Genomic DNA, 16576 nt, shown 5'->3' on the forward strand with positions numbered 1-16576 from the left:
AAAGTTTTAAACATATATTATCCGTTTTATGTTAAAATTTGAAAGGAGTATAATTAATTTAATCTTTAAATTCCAAAAAAATATAATCAATTAAATCTTAAAATCTTTAAATTTCAAATAAACATAATTGATTTAACCTTTAAATTTTAAACAAATACAATCAATTTAATCTTAAAACCTTTTAATAAATATAATCAGTTCTACCTTAAAAATTTTTCAGCAAATGTAATCATTTGTTTCTTACGATTTATTTCTTTTATAAGCATTTCCCGTCCTTTGCTGGTTATTCTATATACTTTTTTATTTTCATTTACATTAGGATTCAATTCAACTAATCCTGCATTTAAAAGTTTTTTTAATGTTGTATAAAGTGATGCAGGGCCAATAACCACCTCATTATTAGTAAACTTTTCAATATCTTTCATTATTAAATATCCATGTTTTTCTTCAATAACACTAGATAAAATATAAAAAGCTGTATCTGTTAATTCTCCAATATCAATAACATCTTTTCTGGGCATACAATTTTCCTCTCTATTTTTTATATATAATTTAACTACATACTGTAAAATATAAGTATATCATTTATTGATATATCATTAAATATAATATATCAATAAATGATATAGTCGTCAATTATTTTCTATTTAAACTATCATCACATTTAAAAATTCAAAATATTTATACCTATATCCTATAAAAAGACCAAATGTATTAACATACTGTTAAATAAATTTCACTAAAATCTAAAAAATAGTATCTTCTATCAATTGGCCATAAAGATACTATTTTTTATTTACTTTAAAAAGGCACAGTATTGGTGAATGTAAATTATTTTTCAAATGGCGGTTCTGTATAAAATTTTAATAAATCTAGAGACTCTTTTCTAAAATGTTTATAGCCTCATCTATTTCTTCATAGGAAACATTTAAAGGTGGCAAAAATCTCACAACATTTTTCCCTGCACCAACAAGTAAAAGGCCATTATGTAGACATTTTTTTATAATTTCCTCTGAATTATCAAATTCTACCCCTAATAAAAGTCCCATACCTTTTATTTCACCTATACAAGAATAGTTGCTCTTTAATTCATTAAGTTTTTTCTTAAAATATTCCCCTTTATTATTTACTTCTTTAATAATTCCTTTATCAACCAATTGTTCAATAACCGTTAAAGCTACTGCTGAAGCAAGAGGATTTCCCCCAAAAGTGCTGCCATGATCTCCTGGTTCTATTACTTCTGCTGCTTTTCCCTTTGCAAGTACTGCTCCTATGGGAAAACCAGCTCCTAGCCCTTTAGCCATAGAAATTATATCTGGTATAATATTAAACTTTTCATATGCAAAAAAACTTCCTAATCTACCTGCTCCACATTGAACTTCATCAAATATTAATAAAGCATTGTTTTCACTACAAAGTTTTTGAACTTCTTTAAGAAATTTAATATCTGCACTTATTATTCCACCTTCCCCCTGCACTGGTTCTAATATAACTGCGCAGGTATTATTATTAATACAATTATTAATGCTATCTATATTATTAAATTTAGCTTCAACAACATTGCCTATAAGCGGTTTAAAACTCTCTTGATATTGTACCTTACCTGTAACAGATAGCGCTCCCATAGTTCTTCCATGAAATGAGTTAGCCATATACACTATTTCATTTTTTTCTTTATCAATATGTCTTCCATATTTCCTTGCAATTTTTAACGCTGCCTCAACAGCCTCTGTTCCACTATTGCAAAAAAACGCTTTTTCCATAGCTCCCATAGATGTAATTTTTTTTGCAAGCTCATTTTGTTTATCTGTATAATATAAGTTTGAAACATGCATAAGTGTTTTACTTTGATTGTGTATTGTATCTACAATTGAATCATCACAATGTCCTAAACAATTTACCGCTACTCCAGAAACAAAATCCAAATATTCTTTTCCTCTGTCATCCCATAATTTTGTGCCCTTCCCCTTTATAAAATTAACATTAAATCTGTTATACACATTCATGAAATTATCTTTTTTCAACAAAATTACCTCCCTTGCATATCTTTATTTTTTATCATATTTCCTTAAAGACTAAACTATTGCAGTACAATTTCCCTCTTCAAAAACATCTAACAATAAGCTATTCTCTTTTCTACCATCTATAAGATTAATACTATTGGTGCCCTGCTCTATAGCCTGAATACAACATTCCATTTTGGGAATCATTCCCCCTTTAATAATGCCGTTTTTTATATATTTCTTTATGTCAGAAACAGTAATTTGTTTCAACAATGAACTCTTGTTATTTATGTCTAGATATACACCTTCTACATCTGTCATTAAAACTAATTTCTCTGCTTTTAAGGCTGAACTTACTGCTGAGGCTGCATAATCTGCATTTATGTTGTATGTACCTTTAAATTCATCTGTACCTATAGGTGCTATTACTGGAATATATCCTAATTTTATAATGTCCTTCAAAAATTTTGTGTTTATCTTTTCAACTTCTCCCACATAACCTATATCTATTTTTTCATTATTAACATACACATATTTCTTTTTGGCCGTAATAAGGTTACAATCCCTACCACTAATTCCTAATGCATGGACATGTAATTTACATAGTGTTGAAGCTAATTCTTTATTTATATTTCCTGACAATACCATTTCTACAACTTCCATTGTTTTTTTGTCAGTTACCCTTAATCCATTAATAAACTGAGTTTTTATATTGTTTTCCTTTAGATACTTTGAAATACTTGGACCACCACCATGTACTATAACTATGTTGATTCCTACCTTTCTTAAATATGCCACATTTTCTAGAAATGCTTTTTTACATTTCTCGTTTTTTATCACACTTCCACCGTATTTTATTACTATTATTTTCCTCTTCATTTTTCTTATAATCTCTTTACTGTAATTTTCCACTTTAGTCACCTACCTTTATAACAAAATATAATTTTCTACTATTATAAATATTAATGAATATTTATGCAATGTTTTTTATAAAAATTTATTGATATTTTTAATTTTATTATGTATAATTGTTTTAATAATCTGATGCGTATCAATGTTTACTAGTATTATTCTAAATGTTATCAATATTTAAGAGATTTTTTGCTTATACATTTATAAGAATTTTTATTCATATAATATACCATTAATTCAATAATTAAAATGAATTTTTCCAATATATCTTTTATAGTGTGTATAAAAATATTATGTGTATGTACTTAATCATTACATCTAAAGAAATATGTTAAAAATTATATACAAACATAATTTATTTTAAATAACATTAAAATTCAATTACTGAAATATTATAGGAGGAAATAAAAATGATAAACGTTGGAATAGTAGGGGCAACTGGATATGCTGGTGAGATGCTAGTTTGGTTATTACATAAACATCCAAATGTAAAAATTCAATTTCTAGCTTCTAAAAATCATGATAAAGAAGAATATGATACTTTGTATAAGAATTTTTTTAATCTATTTAATAATAAATGTACATCCATAGATAAAATTATTTCACATATGCCTAAAGTAGATTTAATTTTCACAGCCTTACCTCATGGCAAATCTTTTGAACTTGTTAAAACTGCTTTAGATAATAATATAAAAGTAATTGACATTGGATCTGATTATAGAATAAAAGATTCTCATATCTATAGTAAATGGTATAATGTTCCCCATAAATATCCTGATTTTTTAAAAACTTCAGTGTATGGACTTCCTGAAGTTATGCCAAAATATGCGATAAAAACCTCAAAGTTAATTGCTAATCCTGGATGTTATCCAACAGCTTCAATATTGGCTTTAGCTCCTTTATTAAAATACAACCTAATAGATGAAAATTCAATTATTATAGATGCCAAATCAGGAGTATCTGGTGCTGGACGCAGTGCTTTAATAAATACTTTATTTTGCGAATGTAATGAATCTATAAAAGCTTATAATATTGGCTGCCACAGACATACTCCAGAAATTGAACAACAACTTTCTTTAGAAGCCAATAAAAATATAAATATATCCTTTACTCCCCACTTAGTACCTATGAATAGAGGAATTCTTGCAACTTGCTATGCTTCATTAAAAAGTGATTTATCAAAAGATACTATTTTAAATTGTTATAAAGAATATTACAAGAATGAACAATTTGTAAGATTAACAAAAACTGTTCCAGAAACTAGATGGGTTAAAAATTCTAATTTTTGTGATATAAATTTTCAAATAGACAAAAGAACTAACAGAATAATTATAGTTTCTGCCATTGACAATGTTGTTAAAGGCGCCGCCGGACAAGCCGTTCAAAATATGAATATAATGTTTGGCTTCCCTGAAACCACATCACTAGATATGATTCCTATTTTTCCGTAAATTTTTAAATCAATGATTTTTTAAGGAAATCTTTAATATTAATTTCTGTACTGAAAAATTTTAATAAAACATGTTTAAAATACTACCTAGATATGTATTTATAAGAAAGAGTGTTGAGCTGATGTATTTGATCCCTAAAATTTAATTAATTAAAATTATATGAACAAATCATTTAAAATTTCTCCTTTGTGGTCTTTGTTGTGGATTGATCGTCTTAACATTATACCATATTGGAATGAAATATATAATCGAAGCATTGAAGAAGCTAGTAAAATCAATGATTGTACCATTCTACAGCCAACTAAATACAAAATTATTAAGGAGTGATATATATTGAAAATATTACACAACAAAACAATTACTGATGTACCTTACATTACTGCATGTGGTATTAAAAGCGGTGTTAAAAAAAGTGGTAAAAAAGATTTATCTATTATATACAGCCAAGTCAAAGCCTGCGCCGCAGCTGTATTTACAACAAATAAAGTTAAAGCTGCTCCTATATTACTTAACATGGGAAATATTAAATCTGATAATATACAAGCTATTGTTATTAACAGCGGTATTGCAAATGCGTGCACTGGAGATACAGGATATAAAAATGCTAAGATAATGGCTGAAACTGCAGCAAACTGCCTTAACATAAATCCATCAGAAGTATTAGTACAATCTACCGGCATTATAGGCAAGCAACTTCCTATGGAACTTATAGTTCCAGGTATTGAAAAAGCTTGTTCATATTTATCAAAGGATGGCGGTAACGATGCTTCTATAGCTATAATGACTACTGATACCTTTCAAAAGACATTTACAGTAGAATTTGAAATTCAAGGCAAACCCATTATCATGAGTGGTATTGCTAAAGGTTCTGGAATGATTCATCCAAATATGGCCACTATGCTGTCATCCATTGTTACAAATGCTAATATTTCTAAAGAAATATTACATAAAGCTCTAAAAAGTAGTGTGGAAAAATCTTATAACATGATTTCTGTTGATGGAGATACAAGTACTAACGACATGGTAACAATACTAGCCAATAAAACTGCAGGGAATACTCTAATTAACTGTACAGATAAAAATTATGAAATATTTAAAGAGGCTCTTGATTTTGTTAATATAACCCTTGCAAAGATGATTGCAAAAGATGGAGAAGGTGCTACTAAATTGATTGAGGCAACTGTTTTAAATGCACAAACTCTTGAAAATGCTAGAAAATGCGCAAAATCTATTATTTGCTCCAATTTAACCAAATGTGCATTCTTTGGCAGTGATGCTAATTGGGGAAGAATAATGTGTGCCATAGGTTATTCTGGTGCAGATTTCAATCCTTATAAAGTAGATATTTATTTAGAAGATATTAATGATAAGCTCTATATAGTAAAAAATGGTGTGGGATTAGAATTTGATAAAAATAAAGCTAAGGAAATTCTGTCCTCAAATGAAATAAAGGTAACAGTGGATTTAAAAAGTGGTACAAATTGCGCAACTGCTTGGGGCTGTGATTTAAGCTATGATTATGTAAAAATAAATGGCTGTTATACAACTTAGAATGAGGTGTTATAAATGAATGCTTTTTTATATTTAAAAGATGGTACTGTGTATGAAGGAAAACATTTTGGCTATGAAGGTACATCCTTGGGAGAATTAGTTTTTAATACTTCTATGACAGGTTATCAAGAAATACTAACAGACCCTTCATATTCAGGTCAAATTATTACAATGACTTATCCTTTAATAGGAAACTATGGTGTAAATCATATATATAATGAATCAGATAAAATTCATGCAAGAGGTATTGTTGTTAAACAGATTTGTGATAATCCTTCAAATTATCTAAGTAAATGCACATTAGATAATATGTTAAAAAAACAAAAAATCGTTGGTATATACAATTTAGATACAAGAAGTATAACAAAAAAAATAAGAAACCATGGCACATTGAAATGTATAATTTCTAGTAAATCTTTATGTTCAAAAGAAGTAGATTCAATGCTTAAACATTACAATGAACCTGAAGACTGGATGAAAAAAATTGGAACATCTAAAATTTATAATATTAAAGGTAGTGGTCCTAAAATTGCACTTTTAGATTTTGGTTCAAAATCAAATATTATAAGATATTTAATAAAAAAGGACTGCCATATCACCGTATTTCCATACAATACTTCATATGAAGAAATCTTAGAATCAAAACCAGATGGTGTTCTTTTAAGCAATGGTCCAGGAGATCCAAAGTATGCTGTTAAAGCCATAGAAACTACCAAAAAAATTATTAAAAATTTCCCCACTTTCGGAATATGTCTAGGCCATCAAATCATTGCCCTAGCTTGCGGTGGAGATACATATAAATTGAAATTTGGCCATAGAGGAGGAAATCATGGGGTTTTACATATAGATAGAGACAGATCCTTTATTACTTCTCAAAATCATGGATATGCAGTGGATAAAACCAGCGTAGAACAAAATGGAATGATTGTTAATTTTATTAATTTAAATGATGGAACTGTAGAAGGAATGAAACATAAAGAACTTCCTGTGTTTTCTGTACAATTTCATCCCGAAGGAGCTCCAGGTCCTGAGGATTTTTCTTATCTATTTGATAAATTCTTAGATATGTCCAATAAAAATTAAAAGACTAAACCTAAAGAAATATTTATATTAATTTGTTTTCCAAATTAACTAAAAAAATTACTGAAAATTTAAAATTAAACTTAAGAATGCTAAGGAGAATGCTTATGAAAAAAACATTCGAAAAAATAATGATTCTAGGTTCAGGACCTATAATTATAGGACAAGCTGCAGAATTTGATTACTCAGGAACTCAAGCGTGTAAAGCACTTAAAGAAGAAGGTATAGAAATAGTGCTTTTAAATAGTAACCCTGCAACTATAATGACAGATACTAATATAGCAGATAAGGTTTATATTGAGCCTTTAACAATAGAAAGTGCTTTAAAGATAATTGAGACAGAAAGACCAGATGGAATTTTAGCTGGTTTTGGTGGACAAACTGCTTTAAATCTAGCTATGGACTTAGAAAAATACGGAATATTAGATAAATTCAAGGTTAAACTTCTTGGAATCAACAGTGAATCAATTAAAAAAGCTGAAGATAGAGAAGAATTTAAAAAGCTTATGGAAGAGATAAATGAACCTATTGCTAAGAGTACCATTGCCTCTTCTATGGAAGAATGTATACACTTTGCAGAAAATCATAATTTCCCTCTTATTATAAGACCAGCCTATACCCTTGGTGGTACAGGTGGTGGTATAGCTTATAATCTTGAAAATTATAAAGAAATTTGTGAAAAAGGTTTATCCTTAAGCCCAATAAAACAGATTCTAATTGAGGAAAGTGTGGCAGGGTGGAAAGAAATAGAATATGAAGTTATGAGAGATAATAAAGATAATTGTATTATTGTATGTAACATGGAAAATTTTGACCCTGTAGGTGTTCATACAGGAGATAGTATTGTAATTGCCCCTTCTCAAACTCTAAGCAACGCAGAATACCAAATGCTTAGACAAGCTTCAATAAAAATAATAAGAAAATTAAAGATAGAAGGCGGTTGTAATATTCAATTTGCTCTTGATCCTAATAGTTCAAAATATATTGTTATAGAAGTAAATCCAAGAGTAAGCCGTTCTTCCGCACTTGCTTCTAAAGCTGCAGGATATCCTATAGCAAAAATTGCAGCGAAAATTGCATTGGGCTATTCCTTGGATGAAATAAAAAATTATATAACTAAATCCTCCAGTGCTTGTTTTGAACCTTCCCTTGACTATGTAGTAATTAAAATTCCTAAATGGCCTTTTGATAAATTTATTACTGTATCAAGAAATCTAGGCACTCAAATGAAAGCAACTGGAGAAGTAATGTCCATAGGTAGAACTTTTGAATCAGCTTTATTAAAAGCTATTACATGCCTTGAAAATGGATTTACTGGATTAAGACTTGAAAAATTTGAAAATTATAATGAAAAATCTTTAATTGAAAAGATAAAAGCAAGCGATGATGAGAGATTATTTGCTATAGCACAAGCTATTAGAATAGGAATATCTCCTGATAAGATCCATCTACTAACTCAAATAGATAAATGGTTTTTGTATGGAATAAAAAATGTAATTCATATGGAAAATCTATTAAAAAGTAACGCTATTGATGTAGAAACATTAAAAAAAGCTGAAGTAATGGGCTTCACAGACGATGAAATAATAAATCTTAGTAATACATCAAAAGAAATAATAGATACTCTAAGAAAGAAAAATAAAATTTATCCTGTATATAAAATGGTAGACACATGCAGTGGTGAGTTTGAAGTTGAAACTCCTTATTATTACTCATGTTACGAAGATGAGGATGAATCTATTATATCAGACAAAGAAAAAATATTAGTTATTGGTTCAGGACCAATAAGAATAGGTCAAGGGGTTGAATTTGATTACTGCTGCGTACATGGGGTATGGTCAATTAAAGAAGCTGGATTTGAATCTATAATAATAAATAACAATCCTGAAACAGTAAGCACAGATTTTGATACAGCAGATAAGCTATACTTTGAATCACTATATTTTGATGATGTATTAAATGTCATAAGAAAAGAAAAACCTTATGGAGTAATAATACAATTCGGCGGCCAAACATCTATAAATTTAGCAGACAGATTAGAAAAAGCCGGTGTTAAAATTTTAGGCACTTCAAATAACGCAATTGATCTTGCTGAAGACAGAGATAAGTTTAGAGTTTTATTAGAAAATCTTAATATACCAGTCCCTAAAGGCTTTGCTGTAAAAAATGAGGAAGACGCATTAAAAGTATCAAGCCAATTGGGGTATCCTGTTATAATACGTCCTTCATATGTAATCGGCGGACGAGCTATGCATGTAGTATTTAATGAAAATGAATTGAAAGAATATATACATGAGGCTATGTTGGTATCCATTGATTCATCTATACTAATAGATAAATATATATGCGGAACGGAAATAGAAGTTGATGTAATCTGTGATAGTGAAAATATATTAATTCCTGGCATTATGGAACATATAGAAAGAACAGGAATACATTCTGGAGACAGTATAACAGTCTATCCTCCAATTACATTAAAAAATTCTACAATCAAAACAATTATAAATTATACAGAAAAAATAGCAAAAGCTCTCAATATAATTGGACTTATGAATATTCAATATGTTTTTGATGGTGAAAATATACATGTTATTGAAGTTAATCCTAGAGCATCCAGAACAGTACCAATATTAAGTAAGGTTACAAACGTTCCAATGGTTAAACTTGCAGTTGATACAATGTTAAATAAAAAACTTTCCAATAGTACATTTGGCACAGGATTGCTTTCTTCAAAAGATTTTTATGCAGTAAAAGTACCTGTCTTTTCCACAGAAAAGCTTAGCGATCTAGATGTATTTCTTGGACCTGAAATGAAGTCTACAGGAGAAGTACTTGGTATAGATAAGACTTTTGATATTGCCATATATAAAGGATTTGTATCTGCGGGTTTTTCTATACCTAATAGCGGCCATATTTATATATCATTGAGAGATGTGGATAAAAAACAGTCTTTAGATTTAATAAAAGATTATATTTTAAGAGGTTTTAATATTTATGCTTCCAAAGGTACCTATGAATATATAAAATCCTATGGTATTCATTGTGAAATTTTGAATACAAGTCAACTTATAAACATGATATCAAAATCAAAAATAAATTTGATTATAAATACTCCAACCTTTGGAAATGACAATTCGAGAGATGGATTTAAGATAAGAAGAAAAGCAGCTGAATTTAAAATACCTGTATTCACTTCCATAGACACTGCTAAAATATTTTTAAAAGCTATAGATGTTAAGAAAAATAATACTATCATCAATTATAAATGTTTATCAGAGTATTTATCTTAAGGTAATTTATCAAAAATAATATATAAGTATAATTAAAAAACTTAACTTTAAAGTAGCTGTGGCATTAAAGAAATTAGACACAATATATTGTTTTATAAGCTTAAAGTTAACACAATATATTTTAAGATTCACCCTTAGTGCCACAACTCCTTTAATAATTTAATATGACTTCTGAATATTTCAATAAAATACTATTATCATAATCTTTATATGAAATATCATTATAACAATTTTTAATTAAAAGTATCAATCCAATAATATGTTGAAAAATTGTAATTCATTAGTCAATACAAAAATACCTAAAATCACTTATTGCACTTGATGTTTTCTAAAAGCATTTCTTACAAGAGGTAAAGAAATAACTCCTATAGCTCCATAGACTATAACACGCATTAAAAGCAAGCTAACGATTACCCCTCCAAATGAATAGGATATATACTTTGAAAATTCATAATCTATAGCTTTAGATGGCAGCAAATATAGAATATGATTATGAAAACTATTATCAGCTCCCTCCTTCATAAATAATGAAGCAAATAAAATTATTACCTGAACTATTAAAACAGTAAACGGTGTTTTAAGTTTGGCTGATAATAAAAGTGTAAAAGATACACTGCCAAGTATAACTACATAACCAATACCTATACACATAACAGTAGCCCCTAAAAATGTAGCTTTATACGGTGACGGTATTGTTGTATTTTGAATTTGGATAGGTAAATTCCACCCATCAGTTCCAAAACTCAAAAGAGGTATAGCTAGTGCAAAAATTAAATTTAATACAAATATAATAGTTGCAAATGCAAATGCTGCTATTATTTTAGCTTTAATTATCTTTGTTTTTCCATATTTAGATGATAAAATAATAGAATCAGCACCACATTGATATTCCCCTGCAAACATTGGAGCAACGGTTATAACTATAGCCAAAAGTGTAAAGACTAATGCTCCGAATATTCTAAGTATCGATTCCCAGCCTATATAGTAACCATAGGTGTATGGGGTTTTAACTTTAGAAATTTTATTAATCCAAAACTTTTTTTCTTTATCAGAATAATTTCCACCTTTATGATTCATATTTAGAAATGTTGAAATTTTATTATTTCTAGTTTCATAAAATTTTGCTCCATTTTGCAATTTAAGTCTAGGTAAATTAGAAAGATCATAAACTTCACTTTCACCACCTGGCTCACAGTAATTTACAGCTATCATTGATAGATAATCATATTTAGGATAAACAGATTTAAGAAAAACATGGTTTTTAAGTGAAAGTTGTCCTTCTTCATTTTTTATAGTATTCCCAGAATTTGAAAATAGACTTTGATAATTTTTAATGTCCTTTTCCACTTGATCTTCTGTTACCTCTATAGGAAATTTTTTAGCATCTTGTTTTTTAAGCTCTATTGCCTTAAATCCTGTAGAATATCCTTCTATGCCCAGGTATTCAAATTTTGTAATAGTGGTTGAAAAAAGTATAATAGTAAGTATTATACTAACTAAAATGGTTATAACATTTAATTTCTTTTTTGCTAACTTTTTAAACTCAAATTTTATTAAACTAAACATATACTTCACCTTCCTATGCCATAAATTCATCTTGAAAATGATATAAATATAAATCTTCCAAAGAGGAAGGTACATTAACTGCAGTATTCATTGGCTTTTTACGGCTTACTATTCTTAAATTTAAGGACCCACTTCTATTATGTTGTAGATTTACTATACAATATTTATTACAAAAATAATCTTCTTCTGATTCTGATATTGTACATTTCCATACACTATTTTCAATTTCTTTTATTAACCCTTCCACCGAATCTCTTGCAATAATATTTCCATTTTTCATTATAAGTATTTCATCACCTATATACTCTACATCAGATACAATATGAGTAGATAATATTATTATTTTATCTTTGGACAAATCTGATATTAAGTTACGAAATCTTACTCGTTCTTTTGGATCAAGACCTGCTGTAGGTTCATCCAAAACTAAAATTTTAGGATCATTTAATACTGCCTGTGCAATTCCCAATCTTTGTTTCATTCCTCCTGAAAAAGTTCTAATTTTTTTATTTGCAACAGAATCTAGTCCTACCATGCTTAATAACTCTTTACTCTTATTCTTTGCAAAACTTGGCATTAACCCCTTTAAAGATGCAATGTATAGCATAAACTCCTTTGCTGTAAAATCTGGATAATATCCAAAATTTTGAGGAAGATATCCTATCAAATCTCTATAATCTTCCCCCATAGCTATAGTATTTTTGCCATTTAATTTAACCTCCCCAAAAGTAGGTGTTAGCACCCCACAAATCATTCGCATCAAAGTAGTTTTTCCAGCGCCATTAGCCCCTAAAAGACCATATACTCCTTCTTTTAAATCTAAAGAAAGCTCATTTACTGCCATTTTACTGCCATATTGTTTTTTTAATCTTTCTATAGACAAATTCATATAATACCCTCCTTAATAACATCATCAAACAAATCTAATCTCTTCCAGAACTTCTTCATCTCAATAGCAAAGATAATTGTAGTAATTATATAAATTAAAATCCAATTAAATATAAAATTTTGTGCATAAATTCCTAAGTGGTTAACCTTTTCTAAAAGAAATATTAACATTAATAAAACACTATAAGTGATACAAGAATAATTAAGTTCACGGCCTTTAAAATATTTCATTAGTTGCATACATCCTATACACACTAAATTAAATGGTACAAATGTGTACATAATAATTCTAAGTGCACTTATGTTCATTAGATTTCCTGCAAATATCATCATAATAATTAATACAATACAATCTGTTATACCCAAAATCAGCATTTTTGTAGTTAAAACCTTTTTTAGGGAATTCTTTGTAGAAAATTCAATTTCTAACATGCTTTTGTAGTAAATCCTTGATATTTCCTCAATATTTATAATCAATAAAAGAGGAGATAAAATTGATATTAAAGAAACTGTTTCAAAACTTAAAGAATAGTCAGTATCTATATTATAAAAAGCTAAACAAATTAATCCTAAAATTATAACTTGAAATAGCCATGTTCTTTTTCTAATAAAGCCAATTTGAGATAAAATAAATTGCTTATTGTTTGTTCTAAACTTTGGTATACTTGAATAATTTTTATGAATAAACTCAATGGCCTTCATAGGTGCATCTTTATTATAACTGGGCACTGAATAATTATTTAACATATCTCTTATTTCTTTCTCCTTCTTATTCATGCTTGTCCTCCTTTCATACTCTCACTAATTAATTTCATTGCCTTTTTCAATCTATATTTAGTTATAGAGACACCTGAATTCATAATCTTAGCAATATCTTTTATTTTTAAATCCTCATAGAATCTTAAAATTATTATTTCACGTTGCTTATCTGAAAGCTTTCTTAAAACCTGTTGAACCATTACTTTATTTTCCAATTTACAAATTTCCTCTTCAGAAGAGCTCTCTTCTATTTCTTTTAAAACATACCTGGCTTCTTTCTTATAGAAATCTTTACATGCATTTCCTGCAACTACGTAAAGATAGTTTTCAAATTTTCCATAATGTTTATAACCTCCAATAGTTTTTATTACTTTCATGAATACTTCTTGAGTTAGATCCTGGGCAGCCTGTTTATTGTTTAAATGTCGGTAACAATAGTAATATACTTTCCCATAATATTTTTTTATTAATTCATCAAACAAATGAATTTTCCCGTTTTTAATTTCTAGTATCAATTCAGAATCTTCCACTATTATCACCTCCTAGACGTCTCATACACTATAACGATTATAGATTGAAAAAAGTCAATATATAAATATAATTGCAAAAATGTAAAAAGTAGCCTCAAACAAAATGAAGCTACTTCTTATAATATTTTAAAAGTTGTATAACTAATAAAGTTATATGCTACATGGCATTATAAACGCCATGTTTCTACTTTTTCATTTATCAATTTTAATATAATAAATAAACTAATTGTACTAGCTAAAGTTAACTTGCAAAATCTTATTTTCCCTATCAAACCAAATTTAACTAAACTGAAGGTTTAACTTATAAAAATACCATTCTTAGAGTCACTTTAAACAATATAACAAACTAAATCAATAAGTTTGTTTTTAGAATTCAGCAGTTCCTGGAGTTCTTGGGAATGGTATTACGTCTCTTATGTTACTCATTCCTGTCATATACATTAATATTCTTTCAAAACCTAAACCATATCCTGAGTGTTTAGTTTCTCCATATTTTCTTAGTTCTAAATACCACCAGTAATCTTCTTTGTTTAAGTTTAATTCTTCCATTCTCTTTTCTAGTACATCTAATCTTTCTTCCCTTTGGCTTCCACCTATTATTTCTCCTACTCCTGGTACAAGTAAATCTGCTGCTGCAACAGTTTTTCCATCATCATTTATTCTCATGTAGAATGCTTTTATTTCCTTTGGATAGTCTGTTACAAATACTGGTTTCTTAAATATTTGTTCTGTTAAATATCTTTCATGCTCAGTTTGAAGATCTATTCCCCATTCTACATCATAATCAAATTTTGCTCCTGATTTTTGAAGTAATTCTACTGCTTCTGTATAAGTTATTCTCTTAAAGTCAGAGTTTACAACATTATCCAATCTATCAAATAATCCTTTATCTACAAAACTATTGAAGAATACCATTTCTTCTGGGGCATTTTCCATTACATAGTTTATTACAAACTTAACCATAGCTTCTGCATTATCTAAGTAATCTGTAAGTTCCGCAAAGGCCATTTCTGGTTCTATCATCCAAAACTCTGATGCGTGTCTTGCAGTATTTGAATTTTCTGCTCTAAAAGTTGGTCCAAAAGTATAAACATTTCTAAAAGCTAAAGCAAAAGTTTCTGCTGAAAGCTGACCACTTACTGTAAGGTTTGCAGGTGATCCAAAGAAGTCCTTTGAAAAATCTACTTTTCCATCTTCAGTTTTTGGTATATTGTTTAAATCCATAGTAGTTAATTGGAACATTTCTCCTGCACCTTCACAGTCACTACCTGTGATTATTGGAGTATTTGTATAAACAAATCCTCTTTCTTGGAAAAACTTATGGACTGCATAAGCAGCTAAAGAACGTACTCTAAACACTGCTGAGAAAGCATTACTTCTTGGTCTTAAATGAGCTATAGTTCTTAAATATTCAAAAGTATGTCTTTTCTTTTGTAGAGGGTAATCTGTACTTGATTTACCTTCTATTGAAATTCTTGTAGCCTTTATTTCAAAAGGTTGTTTTGCATTTGGTGTAGCTTGAACTATTCCTTGTACCTCAACTGATGTGCTTATTGGCATTTTACATAATTCTTTAAAATTTTCTAAAGAAGTTTCTAATATTACTTGAACATTTTTAAAGAAACTTCCATCATTTACTTCTACAAAGGCAAAATTTTTAGAATCTCTTACCGTTCTTACCCATCCGTTAATTTTAACTTCTTTATCCATATGTTTTTCAGTTTCTCTGTAAAGTGATTTTACTAAAGTTATATCCATGTTTTTTCCTCCTCTGTGGACTTTATTTCATAATAAAAAAACCCTTCATCCCTACAGGGACGAAAGGTATATATTCCGCGGTACCACCCAAATTGCCAAAAGGCCAACTTTAAAGTATGATTTAAAAATAATCATACAATCCAAATATAAGGCTTTGGAAACCTCTAAGCCTACTCTTTAAACAATTTCGGTTAGAAACTCCGAGATGTTATTCAATATAGCATATTTATGGAACTTGCACCCTAATCCACTCGCTTTAAAATATTATCTATATCTACTCTTCTCTTCATAGTTTTTAATTTTATAATTCATAATATATATCTGCAAGTATCTTCACTTATATCGAACATTATATAAGCTATCTTTAACTTATATAACCTGTATCCAACATTGTATAAGCTGTAGTTAACTTATATTGAAATAACAATCATTGTATAAGTTGTTTTCAACTTCATATGATTTAATCAAATCTTTTTTATAAAATTAAAGCTTTTATAAAAAGTGTTATTACAATTATTAGTCTTAATCCAAAAATTTATACAACATATATTTAAGAATTATTGAACTTATTACAAAATTATAATATTTATAATTTTATATGTCAATGATATTTACTAAACCCTTTTAATTATCATTTCTTTACGCCTATAAAAAATATATAATTATTACTATAAAATTGTATATCTTTAGGTTTCACATTTTTATTATAAAGACATTCCTTACTTCAAATGTTATTATACTTATTCTTCTTAGATTATTATAATTTTGCTTTCACATAAATAATTTGG

The 16576-nt window shown here is 28.3% G+C and carries 12 protein-coding genes and 1 other annotated feature; of the genes, 4 read left to right on the plus strand and 8 right to left on the minus strand.

From position 1 onward, the window contains the following. Nucleotides 1–200: 200 nt before the first annotated feature. The 3 genes from NGI68_RS15235 to argB all read right to left on the minus strand — a co-directional run bounded on the left by NGI68_RS15235 (nt 201) and on the right by argB (nt 2915). Nucleotides 201–521 (minus strand): PadR family transcriptional regulator, encoded by a 321-nt coding sequence (locus tag NGI68_RS15235; RefSeq protein ID WP_251862297.1) that lies wholly within the window; start codon nt 519–521, stop codon nt 201–203. Nucleotides 522–872: 351 nt separating this feature from the next. Then, nucleotides 873–2024: an aspartate aminotransferase family protein gene (locus tag NGI68_RS15240; protein ID WP_502799401.1), complete on the minus strand. Its 1152-nt coding sequence runs from the start codon at nt 2022–2024 to the stop codon at nt 873–875. 51 nt (nt 2025–2075) lie between these two features. Further along, nucleotides 2076–2915, minus strand: a complete 840-nt coding sequence (argB, locus tag NGI68_RS15245) for an acetylglutamate kinase (protein ID WP_251862298.1) — start codon at nt 2913–2915, stop codon at nt 2076–2078. A 410-nt stretch (nt 2916–3325) separates the two neighbouring features. On the opposite strand from argB, the gene argC reads away from it, so the two are divergent. The 4 genes from argC to carB all read left to right on the plus strand — a co-directional run bounded on the left by argC (nt 3326) and on the right by carB (nt 10287). Beyond that, complete coding sequence (argC, locus tag NGI68_RS15250; RefSeq protein WP_251862299.1) at nt 3326–4366, plus strand: N-acetyl-gamma-glutamyl-phosphate reductase; 1041 nt, start codon at nt 3326–3328, stop codon at nt 4364–4366. 333 nt (nt 4367–4699) lie between these two features. Next, on the plus strand, nt 4700–5917 hold the full coding sequence (gene argJ, locus NGI68_RS15255; protein ID WP_251862300.1) for a bifunctional ornithine acetyltransferase/N-acetylglutamate synthase: 1218 nt from the start codon (nt 4700–4702) through the stop codon (nt 5915–5917). Between the two features lie 15 nt (nt 5918–5932). Further along, nucleotides 5933–7000 carry a glutamine-hydrolyzing carbamoyl-phosphate synthase small subunit gene (gene carA, locus NGI68_RS15260; protein ID WP_251862301.1) on the plus strand — a complete coding sequence of 356 codons (1068 nt, stop codon included), beginning with the start codon at nt 5933–5935 and terminating at the stop codon, nt 6998–7000. A 98-nt stretch (nt 7001–7098) separates the two neighbouring features. Beyond that, entirely contained in the window at nt 7099–10287 is a 3189-nt protein-coding gene (gene carB / locus NGI68_RS15265) for a carbamoyl-phosphate synthase (glutamine-hydrolyzing) large subunit (RefSeq protein WP_251862302.1), read from the plus strand. A 309-nt stretch (nt 10288–10596) separates the two neighbouring features. Here carB and NGI68_RS15270 read toward each other — a convergent pair whose 3' ends face one another. From NGI68_RS15270 to asnS, 5 genes are all read right to left on the minus strand, one after another. Beyond that, nucleotides 10597–11853: an ABC transporter permease subunit gene (locus tag NGI68_RS15270; protein ID WP_251862303.1), complete on the minus strand. Its 1257-nt coding sequence runs from the start codon at nt 11851–11853 to the stop codon at nt 10597–10599. 13 nt (nt 11854–11866) lie between these two features. Next, the gene (locus NGI68_RS15275) at nt 11867–12742 is read right to left on the minus strand and encodes an ABC transporter ATP-binding protein (RefSeq protein WP_251862304.1); all 876 of its coding nucleotides are present in this window, start codon (nt 12740–12742) and stop codon (nt 11867–11869) included. After that, nucleotides 12739–13518 (minus strand): hypothetical protein, encoded by a 780-nt coding sequence (locus tag NGI68_RS15280; RefSeq protein WP_251862305.1) that lies wholly within the window; start codon nt 13516–13518, stop codon nt 12739–12741. The genes NGI68_RS15275 and NGI68_RS15280 overlap by 4 nt, the downstream gene beginning before the upstream one ends. Continuing rightward, complete coding sequence (locus NGI68_RS15285; protein ID WP_251862306.1) at nt 13515–14030, minus strand: RNA polymerase sigma factor; 516 nt, start codon at nt 14028–14030, stop codon at nt 13515–13517. Before NGI68_RS15285 ends, NGI68_RS15280 begins: the two co-directional genes overlap by 4 nt. A 366-nt stretch (nt 14031–14396) precedes the next feature. Beyond that, nucleotides 14397–15788: an asparagine--tRNA ligase gene (asnS, locus tag NGI68_RS15290; protein WP_251862307.1), complete on the minus strand. Its 1392-nt coding sequence runs from the start codon at nt 15786–15788 to the stop codon at nt 14397–14399. Nucleotides 15789–15840: 52 nt separating this feature from the next. Further along, nucleotides 15841–16087: a binding site (T-box leader), on the minus strand. Between the last annotated feature and the right edge of the window lie 489 nt (nt 16088–16576).

Source organism: Clostridium sp. Marseille-Q2269 (assembly GCF_943736985.1).
Lineage (GTDB): Bacteria > Bacillota > Clostridia > Clostridiales > Clostridiaceae > Clostridium_F.

Coding starts and splice junctions, on each gene's coding strand:
- NGI68_RS15235 (WP_251862297.1), bottom strand. CDS start 521: ATGCCCAGAAAAGATGTTATTGATATTGGAGAATTAACAGATACAGCT.
- argC (WP_251862299.1), top strand. CDS start 3,326: ATGATAAACGTTGGAATAGTAGGGGCAACTGGATATGCTGGTGAGATG.
- carA (WP_251862301.1), top strand. CDS start 5,933: ATGAATGCTTTTTTATATTTAAAAGATGGTACTGTGTATGAAGGAAAA.
- carB (WP_251862302.1), top strand. CDS start 7,099: ATGCTTATGAAAAAAACATTCGAAAAAATAATGATTCTAGGTTCAGGA.
- NGI68_RS15270 (WP_251862303.1), bottom strand. CDS start 11,853: ATGTTTAGTTTAATAAAATTTGAGTTTAAAAAGTTAGCAAAAAAGAAA.
- NGI68_RS15275 (WP_251862304.1), bottom strand. CDS start 12,742: ATGAATTTGTCTATAGAAAGATTAAAAAAACAATATGGCAGTAAAATG.
- NGI68_RS15280 (WP_251862305.1), bottom strand. CDS start 13,518: ATGAATAAGAAGGAGAAAGAAATAAGAGATATGTTAAATAATTATTCA.
- asnS (WP_251862307.1), bottom strand. CDS start 15,788: ATGGATATAACTTTAGTAAAATCACTTTACAGAGAAACTGAAAAACAT.